Annotated in this window: 15 protein-coding genes; 8 read left to right on the forward strand and 7 right to left on the reverse strand. The window is 65.5% G+C overall.

Going from position 1 to position 14,991, the window contains the following annotated elements; all coding sequences use genetic code 11:
* Window positions 1–103 precede the first annotated feature (103 nt).
* On the forward strand, window positions 104–586 hold the full coding sequence (locus P0D62_RS15420) for a GtrA family protein (RefSeq protein ID WP_275703448.1): 483 nt from the start codon (window positions 104–106) through the stop codon (window positions 584–586).
* 3 nt (window positions 587–589) lie between these two features.
* Here P0D62_RS15420 and P0D62_RS15425 read toward each other — a convergent pair whose 3' ends face one another.
* Complete coding sequence (locus P0D62_RS15425; RefSeq protein WP_275703449.1) at window positions 590–1,603, reverse strand: DUF3137 domain-containing protein; 1,014 nt, start codon at window positions 1,601–1,603, stop codon at window positions 590–592.
* A gap of 91 nt (window positions 1,604–1,694) precedes the next feature.
* On the opposite strand from P0D62_RS15425, the gene P0D62_RS15430 reads away from it, so the two are divergent.
* Window positions 1,695–2,744 (forward strand): LLM class flavin-dependent oxidoreductase, encoded by a 1,050-nt coding sequence (locus tag P0D62_RS15430; RefSeq protein ID WP_275703450.1) that lies wholly within the window; start codon window positions 1,695–1,697, stop codon window positions 2,742–2,744.
* A gap of 74 nt (window positions 2,745–2,818) precedes the next feature.
* On the opposite strand, the gene P0D62_RS15435 is transcribed toward P0D62_RS15430, so the two are convergent.
* Together P0D62_RS15435 and P0D62_RS15440 are read right to left on the reverse strand one after the other, a co-directional pair.
* Complete coding sequence (locus P0D62_RS15435) at window positions 2,819–3,652, reverse strand: alpha/beta fold hydrolase (protein WP_275703451.1); 834 nt, start codon at window positions 3,650–3,652, stop codon at window positions 2,819–2,821.
* Window positions 3,653–3,960: 308 nt separating this feature from the next.
* Window positions 3,961–5,868 carry a vWA domain-containing protein gene (locus P0D62_RS15440; RefSeq protein ID WP_275703452.1) on the reverse strand — a complete coding sequence of 636 codons (1,908 nt, stop codon included), beginning with the start codon at window positions 5,866–5,868 and terminating at the stop codon, window positions 3,961–3,963.
* A gap of 149 nt (window positions 5,869–6,017) precedes the next feature.
* Between P0D62_RS15440 and P0D62_RS15445 the strand changes: the two genes are divergently transcribed.
* Entirely contained in the window at window positions 6,018–6,530 is a 513-nt protein-coding gene (locus P0D62_RS15445; protein WP_275703453.1) for a hypothetical protein, read from the forward strand.
* A gap of 12 nt (window positions 6,531–6,542) precedes the next feature.
* A complete protein-coding gene (locus P0D62_RS15450; protein WP_275703454.1) occupies window positions 6,543–7,829 on the forward strand; it encodes a serine/threonine-protein kinase in 1,287 nt (428 codons plus the stop codon).
* On the opposite strand, the gene P0D62_RS15455 is transcribed toward P0D62_RS15450, so the two are convergent.
* The 3 genes from P0D62_RS15455 to P0D62_RS15465 all read right to left on the reverse strand — a co-directional run bounded on the left by P0D62_RS15455 (window position 7,826) and on the right by P0D62_RS15465 (window position 9,995).
* A complete protein-coding gene (locus P0D62_RS15455) occupies window positions 7,826–8,176 on the reverse strand; it encodes a VOC family protein (protein WP_275703455.1) in 351 nt (116 codons plus the stop codon). The two genes, P0D62_RS15450 and P0D62_RS15455, sit on opposite strands and share 4 nt — an antisense overlap.
* Before the next feature lie 27 nt (window positions 8,177–8,203).
* The gene (locus P0D62_RS15460; protein ID WP_275703456.1) at window positions 8,204–8,881 is read right to left on the reverse strand and encodes a type III secretion system chaperone family protein; all 678 of its coding nucleotides are present in this window, start codon (window positions 8,879–8,881) and stop codon (window positions 8,204–8,206) included.
* A 112-nt stretch (window positions 8,882–8,993) separates the two neighbouring features.
* Window positions 8,994–9,995, reverse strand: a complete 1,002-nt coding sequence (locus P0D62_RS15465; RefSeq protein ID WP_319947015.1) for a helix-turn-helix transcriptional regulator — start codon at window positions 9,993–9,995, stop codon at window positions 8,994–8,996.
* Between the two features lie 105 nt (window positions 9,996–10,100).
* Here P0D62_RS15465 and P0D62_RS15470 point away from each other — a divergent pair, with 105 nt between their 5' ends.
* Window positions 10,101–10,502 (forward strand): RidA family protein, encoded by a 402-nt coding sequence (locus tag P0D62_RS15470; RefSeq protein WP_275703458.1) that lies wholly within the window; start codon window positions 10,101–10,103, stop codon window positions 10,500–10,502.
* A 156-nt stretch (window positions 10,503–10,658) separates the two neighbouring features.
* On the opposite strand, the gene P0D62_RS15475 is transcribed toward P0D62_RS15470, so the two are convergent.
* A complete protein-coding gene (locus P0D62_RS15475) occupies window positions 10,659–11,480 on the reverse strand; it encodes an SDR family NAD(P)-dependent oxidoreductase (protein ID WP_275703459.1) in 822 nt (273 codons plus the stop codon).
* A 57-nt stretch (window positions 11,481–11,537) separates the two neighbouring features.
* Here P0D62_RS15475 and P0D62_RS15480 point away from each other — a divergent pair, with 57 nt between their 5' ends.
* The 3 genes from P0D62_RS15480 (at window position 11,538) to P0D62_RS15490 (ending at window position 14,109) form a co-directional block, all read left to right on the forward strand.
* A complete protein-coding gene (locus P0D62_RS15480; protein ID WP_275703460.1) occupies window positions 11,538–12,092 on the forward strand; it encodes a TetR-like C-terminal domain-containing protein in 555 nt (184 codons plus the stop codon).
* A 743-nt stretch (window positions 12,093–12,835) separates the two neighbouring features.
* On the forward strand, window positions 12,836–13,435 hold the full coding sequence (locus P0D62_RS15485; RefSeq protein ID WP_275703461.1) for an MFS transporter: 600 nt from the start codon (window positions 12,836–12,838) through the stop codon (window positions 13,433–13,435).
* Window positions 13,432–14,109: a response regulator gene (locus tag P0D62_RS15490; protein WP_010154757.1), complete on the forward strand. Its 678-nt coding sequence runs from the start codon at window positions 13,432–13,434 to the stop codon at window positions 14,107–14,109. The genes P0D62_RS15485 and P0D62_RS15490 overlap by 4 nt, the downstream gene beginning before the upstream one ends.
* The last annotated feature ends 882 nt before the right edge of the window (window positions 14,110–14,991 follow it).

The raw sequence follows: 14,991 nt of genomic DNA on the forward strand, positions 1-14,991 counted from the left end.
AAGTTTATTCGCGTGAACCGTGCAGATCCCGCGGCGCGGATCTCACAGGTTGGCCACAGGTTCGGCACAGCGCATCACAGGACTCGGCCGATTGAGTACTTCCATGAGCAACGCGATCGACCGTCACATCGAGGCCTTCCTTGACCGCTTCGGCCCCACCCGCCGGCTGGACAAGTCCATGGTGCGCCAGGCCACCCGCTTCGCCGCGATGGGCCTGGCCTCGTCGATCCTGCAGGCCGGCATCTACCTGCTGGTTCGTGTGGTGGCCTCAGCCTCGATCTCGTCGGCGGTCTCGCTGATCCTCTCGACGATGGCCAACACGGCGATGAACCGCGCGGTGACCTTCGACGTGAAGCAGTCGCGCGGCACGCTTGTCTCGCAGCTTCAGGGCGTCGTGCTGCTGGGCATCACCTGGGGCTTCCAGCAGATCGGGCTCGCGCTGATCGAGCCGCTGGCCCTGTCGACCAACCTCGAGGCCGTCGCCGTCGTGCTCTGCGGAATGCTCGGAGGCGTGCTGCGCTTCACCCTGATGCGCGTCTGGATGTTCGCCCCGCAGCGCCCCGCCGCGGTCACCGTGGCCGCCTGATCGTCACTCCGCCTGCGGGCCGTTGAGCCGTCGTTCTCGATCGCGTTTGTTCCGACGCACGGCCAGCACCCCGCGGATCAACTGGACGACGCCGCCCAGCGCCACCGCCACTCCGATCAAGGGGAAGAAGGCGAAGATCGTCGTCGGGAACATATCGAAAGGGCTGCCCATCGAGCCGAAGCGGTTCCAGGCGTTCGAGAACCCGATGATCACCGGCAGCGTGATGGCACACCACACCACGCCGAAGAGGATCAGAAAGCCGGAACGCCACAACTGCTTCGAGGTCGCCTCCGGGCGCACTCCGGACACCGATCCGGCGTAGCCCGACGGCGCCAGCTCCACCGCGTGCTGCTGCACCGCATGGCGCGGGACCAGGTCGACGAAGCGCGCCACCTCGGAGACCATCGGCTGGACGCCCTCCAGTTCCAACTCACCGACCGTCCAGGTCAACGCCGTGTCGCCGTGAATCCGTACCCCCTGATGGCGCAGCGACGACCCCAGCAGATACTCCATCATCCGCGGATGCACGACGGCGTAGGCGTAGCGCTCGTCGTCGGCCTGCACGGTGAAGGCATTGTTGAAAGCAACCGACTCGAAGTCGATGTCCTGCGAGCCGAACCGCTTCATGAGCCGCCGGGAGACCGTCTCGGGCGCGATCGACAGCATCGGCATCGCGCTCGGCAGCCGCACGCCCGTCACGAAGTAGCGGTACGTGCGCTCATCGTCGCCGGAGCCCTCCTTGTAGGTGTAGGTGAAAGCGGTGAACGGGTGCCCGGAGAGCTGGCCGGAGATCACGTCGGTGGCGCTCCCGTGGCCCACGAACGGCGGTCCCTCCCAGAGGGTGACCAAGGACGGATCGCTGGCCAGGTAGCGCCACCCTTGCGACGTCGCCCATTCCTCGAGTCTCCGCGCACGCTTGTCGCGTGCTCGCTTGGAGAAGTACGCGAACACGAAGAAGGCGACGAACATCAGCCCCGCGAGGACGAACATGCCGGAGAAAGGATCGTTGACGGGCATGAGCACTTCCTCTGCTGACGGCGGCGGCGGTCGGCTCCATGGTAACCAGCGGTGCTGGAACAACTTCGGGCGGTAAGACGTTAGGGGAGAAGTGAAGGCTTTCGGATTCCTCTCCTTTGGACACTACTCACCGGTACCGGGCTCGGCGACGCGGACCGCTGGCGACATGCTCCGGCAGACCGTCGAGATCGCCGAAGGTGCCGACGAGATCGGCGTCAACGGCGCCTACGTGCGGGTGCATCACTTCGCACGGCAGGCCGCCTCGCCCATTCCGGTGCTGACGGCCATGGCGGCGCGAACCTCCCGGATCGAGGTGGGCACCGGCGTGATCGACATGCGCTACGAGAACCCGCTCTATCTGGCGGAGGAGGCCGCGGCCTTGGATCTGCTCGCCGACGGCCGAGTCGCTCTGGGTGTGAGCCGAGGATCGCCCGAGACCGCTCTTCGGGGCTACGAGGCTTTCGGCTACACAGGCTCCGACGACCCGCGCGGCGCCGACATCGCGCGCGATCACTTCGCCTTGTTCTGGGCGGCGATCAACGGGGCACGCCTCGTCGACGCGGACCCCCGGATGGCGCCGACCGGCAGCAAGCTGGCGATCGAGCCGCAGTCGGCGAGCCTGCCCGGCCACATCTGGTGGGGGAGCGGCTCCCGCGCCACCGCTGAGTGGGCGGGGAGCATGGGGCTCAACCTGATGAGTTCGACGCTGCTCACTGAGGCCACGGGGCAGCCGTTCCATGAACTTCAGGCCGAGCAGATCCAGCAGTTCCGCGACGCCTGGAATGCCGCCGGCCATACCCGCACCCCGAGGGTATCGGTGAGCCGCAGCATCTTCCCGATCGTCACCGAGCTGGACGACATGTACTTCGGCGACGGCCGCTCCGGCAGCGATCAGATCGGCGTGATCGACGACTTCCGCTCCACCTTCGGCAAGACCTACGCGGACACCCCCGACAAGCTGATCGAGCAGCTGAAGGCCGACTCCGCCGTGATGGCGGCAGACACCGTCATGCTGACCATCCCCAACCAGCTGGGCGTCGACTACAACCTGCACGTCCTGGAATCCTTCGCGCAGCACGTCGCTCCGGCCCTGGGCTGGAAGCCGAACACCGAGGGCCCGGTCGAGGGCTACCCGATCTAGGGATCGCGGCGCTCCAGAGGGAGAAGTTCCACCGTCTGTGGTGGAACTTCTCCCTCTGGAGCTAACTTCGGCTCTCAGCCCTCCGCAGCTCCCCAGAAATCTGTGAGCACGAGCTGCAGTTGCTCGGCTTCTTGCATGGGGAGGGAGTGCGTCGCGTTCTCCCAGGTCTGGACTTGGGCATGGGGGAGGAGCTCGGCCACCTTCTGGGCGACGTCGTCGCCGCCAGCGAGCGAGTCTTGTCCGGCGAGGCCGACGTAGACGGGCATCGTCAAGCGGGCTGCTTGTTCGACGGAGAGCGGCGACGGCGTGGGCAGCTCGGCCGAGAAATGACGGGTGCCTGCGGCGATCATCAAGGCGACGGGATCCGCGTCGTCGCCCTCGGCCCAGTCCTCATCGGCACCACCGATCTTGCTGAGCGCGTGCTCCCTCCAGCTTTCTGGAATACCAGGGAGTGAGGCCACCGTCGCCCACCACATCATCGCTGCTGGCGGATAGGCGAAGGTGAGCACCGGGTCGAGCAAGGCGAGCGAACGCACCTTCTCGGGGTGAAGCGGCGCGTAGGTGGCCGCCGTCGCGCCACCGAAGGAGTGCCCGACGAGATGCGCGCCCTCGGGAGCGAGCTCGGCCAGCACGTCGTCGATCCAAGCCGCTTGATCCTCGAACCCGGCCATCGGCGCGCTCTGCACCGAGAGGCCGGCATCGCCGAGCGCGTCGAAGGCAAGAACGCGACGGGATTCGACGAAGCCCGGAAGGTTCACCGACCACATCGGGACGCCCGACGAACGTCCCGGGAGCAGAAGAACGGGAACCTCGTCCGCGGTGTCAGGCGTGCTCCACTCGTAGACGCGAACGGTGCCGTAGCTCGTCGCGATATCGTGCGTGGAGGTCGGCGTCGGTAGTTGCTGCATTGCCGCTTGGTAGTGCCCTATGTACTCGTCATGCCCCGCCGCCGACCGGAAGTGCCCGACGCCAGGTGGCCCCGCGAACGAGCGATAGACACTCAGCCCGCCCAGCGCCGCGAAGGCGACCAAGAGCACAACTCCGAGCCGCCTCGGCCATCTTCTCCGCCTGTTTCCGTCTGCTCCTGAAGCCTGTTGCTCCGTCTTCCGTCGTCTTCGCCGTGTGGACATACTCCAGTCTCGCAGCCCCATCTCGGGCGACGGTCGGCGGGGTGGCCGACCAGCGTCCCTTACGACGCGCCGCCCCTCCTGAGTAGCTACTTCTGCGACGAGCGCCGCACGAGCAGCGCCCCACCGAAGGCACCGGCTCCGACCAACAGAACGCCAACCGCCACGATCAGCGCGACCATGCCGGCGCCTATCCCTCCGGGCTCCTCGGCGTCGGCACCGTCGCCCGGATCGACGGTCTCCGCCGAGGCGGGAGCGCTGAGGGAGGGTTCCGGCGACGGGGTAGCCGTGGGGCTGGGCGACGATGGCGACGGCGACTCGCTGGGCTGCACGCCGTTGATGAGGTAGACCGGGCCTTCCTCCACCTCGCCGACGGCGTCGACGGTGAACTCGAAGTTCTGCCTGATGCCGGAGGAGGGATAGCTCCACCCTTCGAACACCACGTAGTAGTAGCCGTCCAGCGGATAGTTGCGCGAGGTGGAGCGCACCGGCTCATCCGTGCCGCCAGTGATCGGGAAGGACTCCCTACCCCCAACGCCGTACCAGGACTCGTAGTTGCGCGGCTCGAGCTTGTAGTCCCTCATCGGACTGTAAAACTCGACGATAGCGCTGAAGGACGTGTCGCGATCGCCTTCTCTAGTGGTGGCCTCGAACTTGTAAGTGAGCTGCTGGCCCCAGGTCATCGGGATCTTGAAGTACTTGAAGTCGCCGTCGACGATCGAACTCGAGTAGGTCTGCCCGGGGGTGAGCTCGGCTGCACTGTTGAAGGACGAGCCCCCGTCGATGGGAAGCACCTCCGCGCTGCGCTCCGGGTGCGGGGGAACGGAGCCCTTCTCCGCAGGAGGCACGTGGGAGTCATCGGACGGCGGCTGGAAACGCACGACCAGCTCAACCTGCATGTCGTTCTTGTCATAGAGGTCGTCCTTGCGGGTGACCTCGATGATCGTCTCGCCTTCACAGCTGATCCGGGTCGAGGCGACGATGGGTTCGATGGTCTCCGCGTTCCACATCACGAAGTCGAAGTCGCGCCCGCAGTCCCTCGTCGTCGCGTCGCTGCCCTGAACGATCAGTGTGGCGGCGCCATCGCCTCGTTCGGCATCCTGCGCCACGACGCCGGTCACCGCCACTCTCGGCGTCCACCCCTGAGGCGGATCGATCCGGTAGTAACGCCGGATCTCGCCCTCGTGGTCCTCCAACGGCGGGAAGGTCTCGACGTACTGGCCCGGCGTCAGCGTGGGGATGTCGGCGGCGTCGCGGGTGAGCGCACCTTTGACGGGCGTGCCCCGGACGTCATAGCCGGTGATGGCGTACTCGACCTTGTGCTGGATCGCCTGGGACAGCTGATCCGCGTCCTTGGCATCCGTGTAGGTTCCCTCGGTGACCTTCGCGATGCACTCGAGTTCCTCACGCGCCTCCTTGTCGACGCGGAATCCGACGGTGTGCACCGTCAGATCGACGCCATCCTTTGCCAGTTCCTCGGCGACCTCGCATGGCGGAGGAGGGGAGCAGGTGTCGATGCCGTCGCTGACCAGCACGATGGCCTTCGGCCCCTCCACGGAAAGTTCCTCGGCTGCCTTCTTCAACGCGGTGCCGATCGGCGTATACCCAGAGGCCTTCACCCCATCGACCGCCTTCAAGAACTGCGCGCGATCGATCGGTCCCACCGGCACCAAGGTCTTGACGTCCTTGCAGCCCGCAGCTTTCTCGGCACCGGTGCCGCCTGTGCTGGTGCCATACACCTGCAGACCGATCCGGGCATCGTCAGGGATCCGGCCAACGAGCGAGTGAATCGCATCCTTGGCGGCGTCGATCCGCGGACCAGGCGCGTCCTCGTCGAGCATCGAACCCGAGCCGTCCAGGATGATCATCGTGGGCACAGAGCCCGTCTCTCCTTGCGGATCGGCGTGAGCGACTCCTGCGACGCCGAGCAAACCAAGCGACGCGACCAACGCGGCAGAGACGAGCCGAGCAACCCGGCCGACTGGTGTGGCTACCATCTGCGATCCTCACCTTCAGGAAAAGTTACATCTGCAAACTAGCATATTGATGTTCGCATTTGCAAAGATCTTCCGATGTGTCCTCGCTCGTACCCAACACTCCATCGCCGCAGGGTGACACCCCCAATCGCCCTGCCGTACTATTGCGGATGCAAACAGCCGGCTTCGTCGGCGATGAGAAGAACGTTGGTGCCGCCATGACCGAGCCTTCGCCGAACGCGCAGATCGAGCTCTACGGCGCCACCTGGGCCAGCCGGTTCGCCGCGCTGCGCGCCGCGTACAGGCTTTCCCAGGGCGCGCTCGCGTCGACGGTGGGGCTGAGCGCCCCCATGGTCAGTCAGTTGGTCAGCGGACACCGGGTGAAGATCAGCAATCCTGCGGTGCTCGCGCGCATCGTCTATCTGGAGGAGCAACTGACGGAACCCGACGTCGTGGCGGGGGAGAGGCATGCGATCGAGCGCGTGCTGTCGTCGGTGTCCTCGACCACCCCGGAACTGCGCAGCACGGTGATGTCGACGCGCGAGACCCATGACGCGACCGTATCGTGGCTCGCCGCGCACGGCACCAGCCAGGTGCTGAGCGAACTCGCTGGCACGGCGCGCAGCCATGGTGCGGAGGAACTGGCCTCAGCGCTCGACGAGGCGGCTGCGAGACGGCGCTGACTCGTGGGAGAGATGGTCGCGGGCAGGTGGGAACTGCGTGAGCCGATCGCCAGCGGAGGCACCAGCACCGTCTGGCGCGCTGTCGATCACAGGCTCGACACCCCGTGCGCGGCCAAACTTCTCCGGCAGCGCGACGCAGGGCAGATCCTGCGCTTCGCACGGGAGCAGTCCCGACGGCTGGTCGGGCCACACGTCGTGGCGCCCTACGCGTGGGCCGCGGACGACAACGCCGCGGTGATCGTCTCCGAACTCGTCACGGGAGGATCGCTGCGCACCCTGATCGGCGACTACGGTGGCCTGTCCGACGGCACCGTCACGACCATCCTCGACCAACTGCTCGACGCGCTCGACGACGTGCACCGAGCCGGCATCGTCCATCGCGACGTGAAGCCCGCCAACGTCCTGCTTCGCGCGACGGGGGAGGGGCCATTGGACGTCGCCCTCACCGACTTCGGCATCGCGATCGCTCAGTCGGAGGTGCGACTCACGCAGGCGGGCATGGTCATCGGAACGCCAGGATACGTACCGCCCGAGGTGCTGCGGGGTGCCGCTCTACCTGACCCCGCGCACGATCTGTACGCGCTCGGCATGCTCGCCGTGGCACTGGTGCTCGGACACGAGGACGGAAGCCCACTGCAGGCGGCTGACGCGGTGCACGACCCGCATCTGCGTCACACGATCCTCGCGATGACCCAAAGCGACCCCGTCGCCAGGCCAGGGGACGTAACGCAGGCCCGGTCGCTGCTCGCCGATGCACGCCGCGACGCGTTGCCCAAGGATCGCGACGGCGAGCCGATCGCCGTGTTGGAGCACGTCTTCGACACGGCAGGGGAGCAGCCCGTCATCACACCGCCTGCGGCCGGCACGCCCACGATGGAGCCTGCGTCCACCGTCATCGCGCCCGCGGAATCCCCAACCACCGTGGAGTCACGTCCGACCCCGCCTGCCCATCCGGATCCGGATCCGGATTCGACGGAAGCCTCGCGGCGCGAGCCTGCCCGTGGAGTAGCGAGACGAGTGCTGGTCGGCGGGGTGGTCACCGCAGCCGTCGTTCTCGGCGCGGTCCTCTGGATAAACCTGGGTGACGAGGATCCCTTACCCCCTTTGCCCAGCCCGTCGCGGTCGGCGTCCGCGACCGACACGCCTGTTCCCGCACACACGTCGACTCCCGCCGGTCAACAACAAGAGGCCGGCGACCCCTGCACATGGCAGGTCGAGGGCGACTTCGCCGTCACCGCCGACGGGATCCAGCTGAAGTGCCAACTCACCGACGACGGCTATGTCTGGGAGCCCGCCTAGGCTGGCAGCTCCCAGAGCTCCAGCGGCAGCCCTTCGGGATCGTGGATGCGGACGAAGCGACCGTACTCGGTGTCCCAGTCCGGCCGTGTCTCGACGTCGATGCCTGCGGCTCGAAGTCGTCCCACCAGTTCATCCAGGCCTATCACGCGCAGGTTCAGCATGAACGGCTGATCATCGGCGAAGTAGTCGCTATCCGCCGGAAACGGCGCGAAGATCGTCATGCCTTCGCCCTGGTTCCAGATCGCATCGTGCCCGGCGTCCATGCCGAGATGCTCGCGGTACCAGGCGGCCCGAGCCTCTGGATCGCGGCTACGAAAGAAGAGGCCACCGATACCCGTCACTGTCATGCAACGCAGACTATAAGCCAGGGGTGGTCAGCGGCGGAGCAGATGCTTCGGGATGTGTTCCACGAACCTCACCAGGAGGCTGGACAAGGGCTCAACGGCCTCCGGTAGTTCCAGCCCATTGCGCCAGGACATCGACTCCGGCTGCCACATCAGCACCCAGTCGTCGACCATCCGGATCTGGAAGTCGCGGGCGGGGGAGTTCAGCAGGAACTCCATCATGCGCGGATCGATCAGGGCATGGGTGGTGCGCTCGTCGGCACCCTTGACGAGGAACGCGTCATTGAAGGCGCTGGACTCGAACTGGATGTCCTGGGCGCCGAACAGCTTGGTCACCTTCGCCCCGACGGTCTCGTGCAGGATGCGCGTCTCGGGCAAGGCGACCGGCGTACGGGCCGCTGCCATCGTCATCTCGATGGTGCGCGTGTTCTTGTCGTCGATGCGCTCCTCGTAGGTGTACTCGAATACGTGCACGGGAACGCCCCGCACGATGCCCGTGAAGATGTCGCGGATTCGGCCGCCGCTCTGGTTCAGCGGCATGCCACGCCAGTGCCCGAGGAACGAACGATCGTAGGGTGTGTAGGTGAAGCCGATCTGCTTCGCATAGGCCGTGTACCGCTCGAGCTTGCGCTGATGCAACCACCAGGCGACCCACGCGCCACCGGCCACGACGACGATCAGCAGCAAGACGAGAAGCATGTCATTCATCGGGGCCTCCTGGGCGTCGCGGCGAGTCACCGTCCAATCTAGGGCAGACCAGGCAGAGGAGGGGCCCTGGGGTCCGACTCCGGCCACTGTCCCGAAATACGATCCGGCCGCTCTATCGAGGTAGTGGCTGGTACTGCAACGCCATGTTCTCAGCCTGAGTCCTGAGTGCGTGGCGCAGCTCGTCGGGGGAAAGCGCTTCTGCATCGGTGCCGAGCTGCCACATGGCCCATTCTGCGTGCCTCGAGTCCTGAAACGTCGCCTCGATGCCGAGCCAGCCGTCAGGGTCACGAGTCTCAGCGAGGACCGCGAGGGCGGTGCCCGTGAGTTCGTCGCGGCGCGCTGGGTTCATGCGCAGCCGCACTGTGAGCTGATCGCCGCCCTCTCGAAAGTTCGTGCTTCTTTCGTGCCAGAGTTGTTCAAGATCGACTTTCTCGGGGCGCTGGGCGGCCTCCGCGAGTTCTTCCGCCTCGAGGATGCGGGAGAGCCGGTAAGTGCGGTCGGCCCCATTGACGGCGGCGAGCAGGTAACCCTTGTCGCGCACGGTGACCAGGCCGATAGGGTCCACGGTTCGCCATTTCGGTTCGCGGTCTACGGCGGCATAGCGGATGCGCAGCTTGTGACCAGCGAGCACGGCACGGCGTACCTCGGTCAGCACGATTGGGTCGAGTTCTTCGGCGGTCTGCCGCCGCGAGAGCAGATCGCGCTCGGGTTCGATCAAGAGCCGCTGTGCCGCGTCGCTCGTGCTCGCCTTGTGCGAGTCAGGGAGCGCATCGACCACTTTGCGCATGGCCGAGGCAAGCGACGAGCTGAGGCCGAAGACTTGCTCACCGCGCCCCGATCCTGCCGCGAAGAGCGCGAGTGCTTCGTCTTGGTTCAGGCCCGTGAGTTCGGTCCGGAATCCTGGCAGCAGCTCGAAGCCGCCGTGTCGGCCTCGCTCGGCGTAGACCGGCACCCCCGCCGCAGACAACGCCTCGATGTCGCGCAGCACGGTCCGGGTGGAGACTTCCAGCTCTGTAGCGAGAGCTTCGGCTGACATTCGGCCGCGTTGGCGCAGCAGGAGCACCAGGGAAACCAAGCGATCAGCGCGCATGTTTCTATTCTTAGCAGAATACATGACACAAGGTGTCGTGATTTATCGAAAGAGTGGATACCACGACGTTGAACCGGCCGCGACAGGGCGGCTGGGCGTGGTATTTCCAAGAATCGAACGGAGCAAAGAATGTCAGTTGAACGAACCGCCGTGAATCCGGTGAGCTGGTCGCTCGAGATGGGTTTCAACCAGGGCGAAATCATCACGGGGGCGACGCGCACCCTCTACATCTCGGGGCAGACCGCGATGAGCGCCGAGGGCAGGCCGGAGTACGACGGCGACATGTCCGGTCAGCTCGGCCTCGCCGTGGACAACCTCGAAGCGGTGCTCGCAGCAGCAGGGATGGCGCTGGCGAACCTCGTGCGCCTCAACGTCTACACCACCGACGTCGATGCCCTGTTCCCGCACTACGGCGTGCTGGCCGGGCGGCTCGGCGCGGCAGGCATCTCGCCCACGACCACCATGCTCGGCGTGACACGCCTCGCGGTGCCGGGGCAGATGGTCGAACTCGAGGGCACCGCCGTCGCCTAATCCGTCGCACGCGCGTTGCTCGCGTCGCGCACCGTGGCGCGAGCAACAGCGCGGCAGGGGGAAATACATAGACTCCACAGCGAACCAGGAGGGCGCGGCACCGCCCGAGTTTGCTGATGCGGTGCGCGCTATTCCTACTTGGTCTAGCGTCTCGACTTAGGGTGCTGGGAAACGGGGGTCTTGCGCGTAGTCTTTTTGGCGCAGCTCGAGCGCAGCGTGTACTTGCTCGGGGGAGTCGTCGCCAACGAGCACGCGAAGCCGGTTGTCGTCCTGTGCGGCGATGTGGGCCAGGATCGCGGCCGCAGCATCGGCCGGCGCGGTTCCCCCCATCGGCTCGCCCTGGGGCCAAGGAACTTCAGCGGTGCCGAACAGCTCAGTCCGTAGCTCGTCATATGCCGAGCTGGGGGAGCTGAACCGCATACTTCCGCCCGCCCAATCCGTGTCGAGTGATCCTGGCTCGATCAGCGAGACACGGATGCCGAACCGTCGTACCTCGGCTGCCATTGCTTCGCTGAACGCCTCCAGCCCCCACTTCGACGTGTTGTACAGGCCGAGCGTCGGCATCGTGCCGACTGCGCCAACGGTCGAAATCTGAACGATATGCCCGGCACCCTGGCTTCGCATGATCGGAATAGCGCTCTGACTCAACCACAGCGGGCCGAGCAGATTGGTGTCGATGATCGAACGTGCTTCATCCTCTGAGACTTCTTCGATAGCACCGATCAGGCCATAGCCCGCATTGTTTACGAGCACGTCGAGCCGGCCGAAACGCTCTTTCACCGCCTCAACGGCTTCGCGCGCCGCCTGGCGGTCACGCACGTCGAGAGTTAGCACGGTCAGGCGTTCGTGCTCGGGTAACGTGCACTCGCCGCGCACAGTAGCAACCACGACGTGTCCGGCCTCGAGAACTGCGAGGGTGAGTCCTCGGCCCAGGCCGCGATTGCCACCGGTAATCATCCATGTCTGTTGTGCGGTCATGCCCTAACCATATCCAAAACTGTACGCTCCGTCTCGTTTCGGGGATATGGTTATGTCATGGCACGCCAGCGAACCCGCAGCAAAGTACATGAAGCCGTATTGTCTCTCGCCCGCGATACCCCGGTCGGGAAGATCACCATGGAGGGCATCGCGGCACGTGCCAGCATCAGCAAGCAGACGCTCTATCGCACCTGGCCCTCGACCGGGGCCGTGTTCTTTGATGCGATCTTGGCGCGCAGCACGGATGAGGCGGGAACGGTCATCGTGCCGACCTCAGACAACCTCACCGCTGATCTTGAAGAGCTGGCGACCGCGACCATCGCGGAACTGACCGAGCCGAACCATGAGCCGCTGCTGCGCGCAGTGGCGGCCGAGATGCAATCTGATGAGATGCTGGCGGCACAGTACCGCGAGTTGCTGCTGAGCCCACAGCTCGCCGCCATCATCCAGCGCTTTCGGTTCGCGAGTGCTCCCGACCCCGAGGGTGCGGCCGAAGCGTTCGTCGCCCCGATCTTCCATTGCTGGTTTCTCCGAACCCACCCGCTCGATGCCGCTTGGGTAAAAGCCCACGTAGCCCGTGTCATGCGCGGCGCTGTCCTGGCAGTACCGTGAGACGCCGACCCCGAACGTCGGCTTGATCCTTTATTGAGTCCACCGCGAAGAACAAGGGGCGCGTCATCGCCAGAGTTCACTGGTGCGGTGCCGCGCCTTACGTCATCGTCTGAGACCTATGACCGAAGCCCGAGCGCGCCGCGCACGACGCGACACGACGACCCGCAGGGGAGAGGTCGCCCGACCGTGGGCGGCAGGGGCCGAAACGAAGTACTGGTAACCCTGCGTATCAAGGTTGGGCGTATACGAGCTGAGTCAGGCTGTGGTTCAGCCGAGGGGCCTGACATCGCGAGCGTGGTCACGGCCTTGGCAGCAACGCCGATCGCGGGCACCATGGCGCGTGCGCCGATCTGCTCGGCCAGGGGCGCGCAGCGGGACCGTGCTGCTTCATCTGTCGGAGAACGCAGCGCGGCACCGGCACCACTGCGCATCCGGCTCGGGCATGTTCCCCCGCGAAGGGCTGGGGCAGTCAGTTCCGGCCTTCAGAGCGACGCGGGGGAGGGAATCGAGGACGCGTGCTCGGCGGCATGTGGGGATGCGACTGAGGGTCTGCGCTGGCGCTGGCCTAGACTCAGCACTGAGCGGGGACGGTTGTCCACGCTCCTGGTCGATCCATCCAGGAAGGTTGGGACATGTTCTTCAGGGCTCGGGCCAGCCTGTAAGTGGCGAGTAACAGGACCGCGCTGGAACGTCGCGCGGTCCTTTGTTCTGCCCACTCGCCCGCTCATTCCTGAGGGAAGTTCATGTCTTCTACCGATTCCTCTTCTTCTCTGCGATCCTCGCTACCACGGCCCAGGTGGCCATTGCTATTGTCCAATGCCTTGGATGCCGCTGGGCGTCGGGGTGTCGACTTCGTAACTGATGTCTTGGCGGTACTGGTTCTTGGAGCCAGTGCTGCGCAGATGGGTTTGCTCAACGCCATCGGAACACTGGCATTCCTCGTGCTGGGGATCCCGATTGGGGTCCTGGTCGACCGCTCGCCCACGGTGCGGCTGCTCGCTGGCTCTGGCCTGGTCCGAGCAATGCTGCTGGCGACGGTGATCACTGCCCTGGCACTGGACTCGCTGACCATGGTCCACTTGTACCTGGTCGCTGGGTTAGTCGGCACCACTACGGTCGTCACCGAGACCACACAGACTGCCATTGCCCCTCGAGTCGCCGGACAGGACGCGGTGGCCGCCCTGGAGATGCTCGATCCTCCACGCGATGAGTTCCCGCCTCGCCCCGACGAGACCTGTCACTATTACGAGGCGGAAATCAGCTTCTTCGAACGAGTCGACGTCCACGTCGTCTGCTTCGCCTCCGACCAGGTCAGCAGGATCGGAACGGTTCCCGCGCCATGACCCCGGAGGATCGCACCGACACCCCGCCGATCCGTGTCCTGATCGCGGATGACGACCAGCTCGTCCGCACCGGCGTCGCCGCTATTCTCGCCTCCGCCACTGACCTTGACATCACCGCCCTCGCCAGCAACGGCCACGAGGCCGTCGACGCCGCGGCAACACACCGCGTTGACGTCGCACTGCTGGATATCCAGATGCCACGACTCGACGGCATCGGAGCTCTCCGTGAGATCCGGCACCGACTGCCCGAGCTTCCGATCGCCATGCTCACCACCTTTTCCGACGACCATCTCATCGCCGATGCGATCAACGCCGGCGCCCTCGGTTTCCTCCTCAAGTCCGACGAACCTCAGCAACTCATTGCCGGCGTCAGGGCCCTCGCGCACGGCGGAGGCGCGTTCTCCCCTCGAGTCGCCCGCTGGCTCGCCGCCGAGCAACGAGCGGGCCACCGCACCCGAACCGCGCGAGACGAACTCACTGCCCTGCTCACCGAGCGCCAGATCGAGCTCCTCACCCACATCGCTCGCGGACTCTCCAACGCCCAGATCGGCAGGGCCATGCATCTGTCCGAAGGCACCGTCAAGCAATACGTCTCCCAGCTCTTCAACACCCTCGGCATCGACAACCGTGTCCACGCCGCCATCACCGCCTACCGACATGGACTCATCACCTGAAGCCGACCCTGACCACACTAATGGTGGGTAGTGGCGCACTCGAGAGCATGGTCATCGTCGGCATCTAGATGGCGGTCGTCTACAGCGGCGCAATCTTTTAACCAAAGTGGACAGCGCGTCCGCGATCAGTCCCCGCTCCCCTGATCGTCGAAGGCAGTAGCGTCGTGACGGTTTCGATGCGCGTGATGATCGCGAGGGATGGCTACAAGCACCTCCTGCGCACGGTCGCGGCCAAGGACGACGACCGCGAGCCAACCCCGTAGGGCCGGCAAAGTAGTTGCGTTTCGATCGGGTAGTTTCTGCGGTTCCCAGATTACGGGCTTAAGGGTCGTTCGTGCTGTCCGCACAGGCCTCAGTCAACCTGCGTCTCGATGCAGTAGCGTCGCAGTTCTGCGATCATCGCGGTCTTGGGGGTGCTGACGAAGCGGAACGCATGGCTGAAACGGACGCGCATTCCTCCAGCCTCGAGGTAGCCGTCGCAGGAAGCGCGTCGTCCGTGGGTGACGACAGAAATGACCTCCACCCGCTCGGGAGAACGGCGGGCGCACCTCTCGGGCTGCACTGGGGCCGCTGTGTGTGGATTTCTCGATGAGCGTCCAGCTCATGTCATCGGCAAGCCACTCGGAGAGGGCCTCCAGCTCTCCCTTGGCCCGGTTCACAACGAAGTCTCCGTCAACGCACTTCCGTGAAGACTCATGGTGCTATGGCTCGATCCGATGCGCCCGGCCTTTCTCCGCGATCGGCACGCACATTTCGATGGGTCTATCAGGCTCCCAGCTGACCTGTCCTTGGTAGATGATGCCGAGTTTCCCGGTGGCGCCGTCTCGCTAGTCGGCCATGGCGAAGCAGTGTCGCCGCCGTGTTGCTCCTGCTCACGTCTCA

It is taken from the genome of Tessaracoccus caeni, assembly GCF_029211185.1.
Classification (GTDB): domain Bacteria; phylum Actinomycetota; class Actinomycetes; order Propionibacteriales; family Propionibacteriaceae; genus Arachnia; species Arachnia caeni.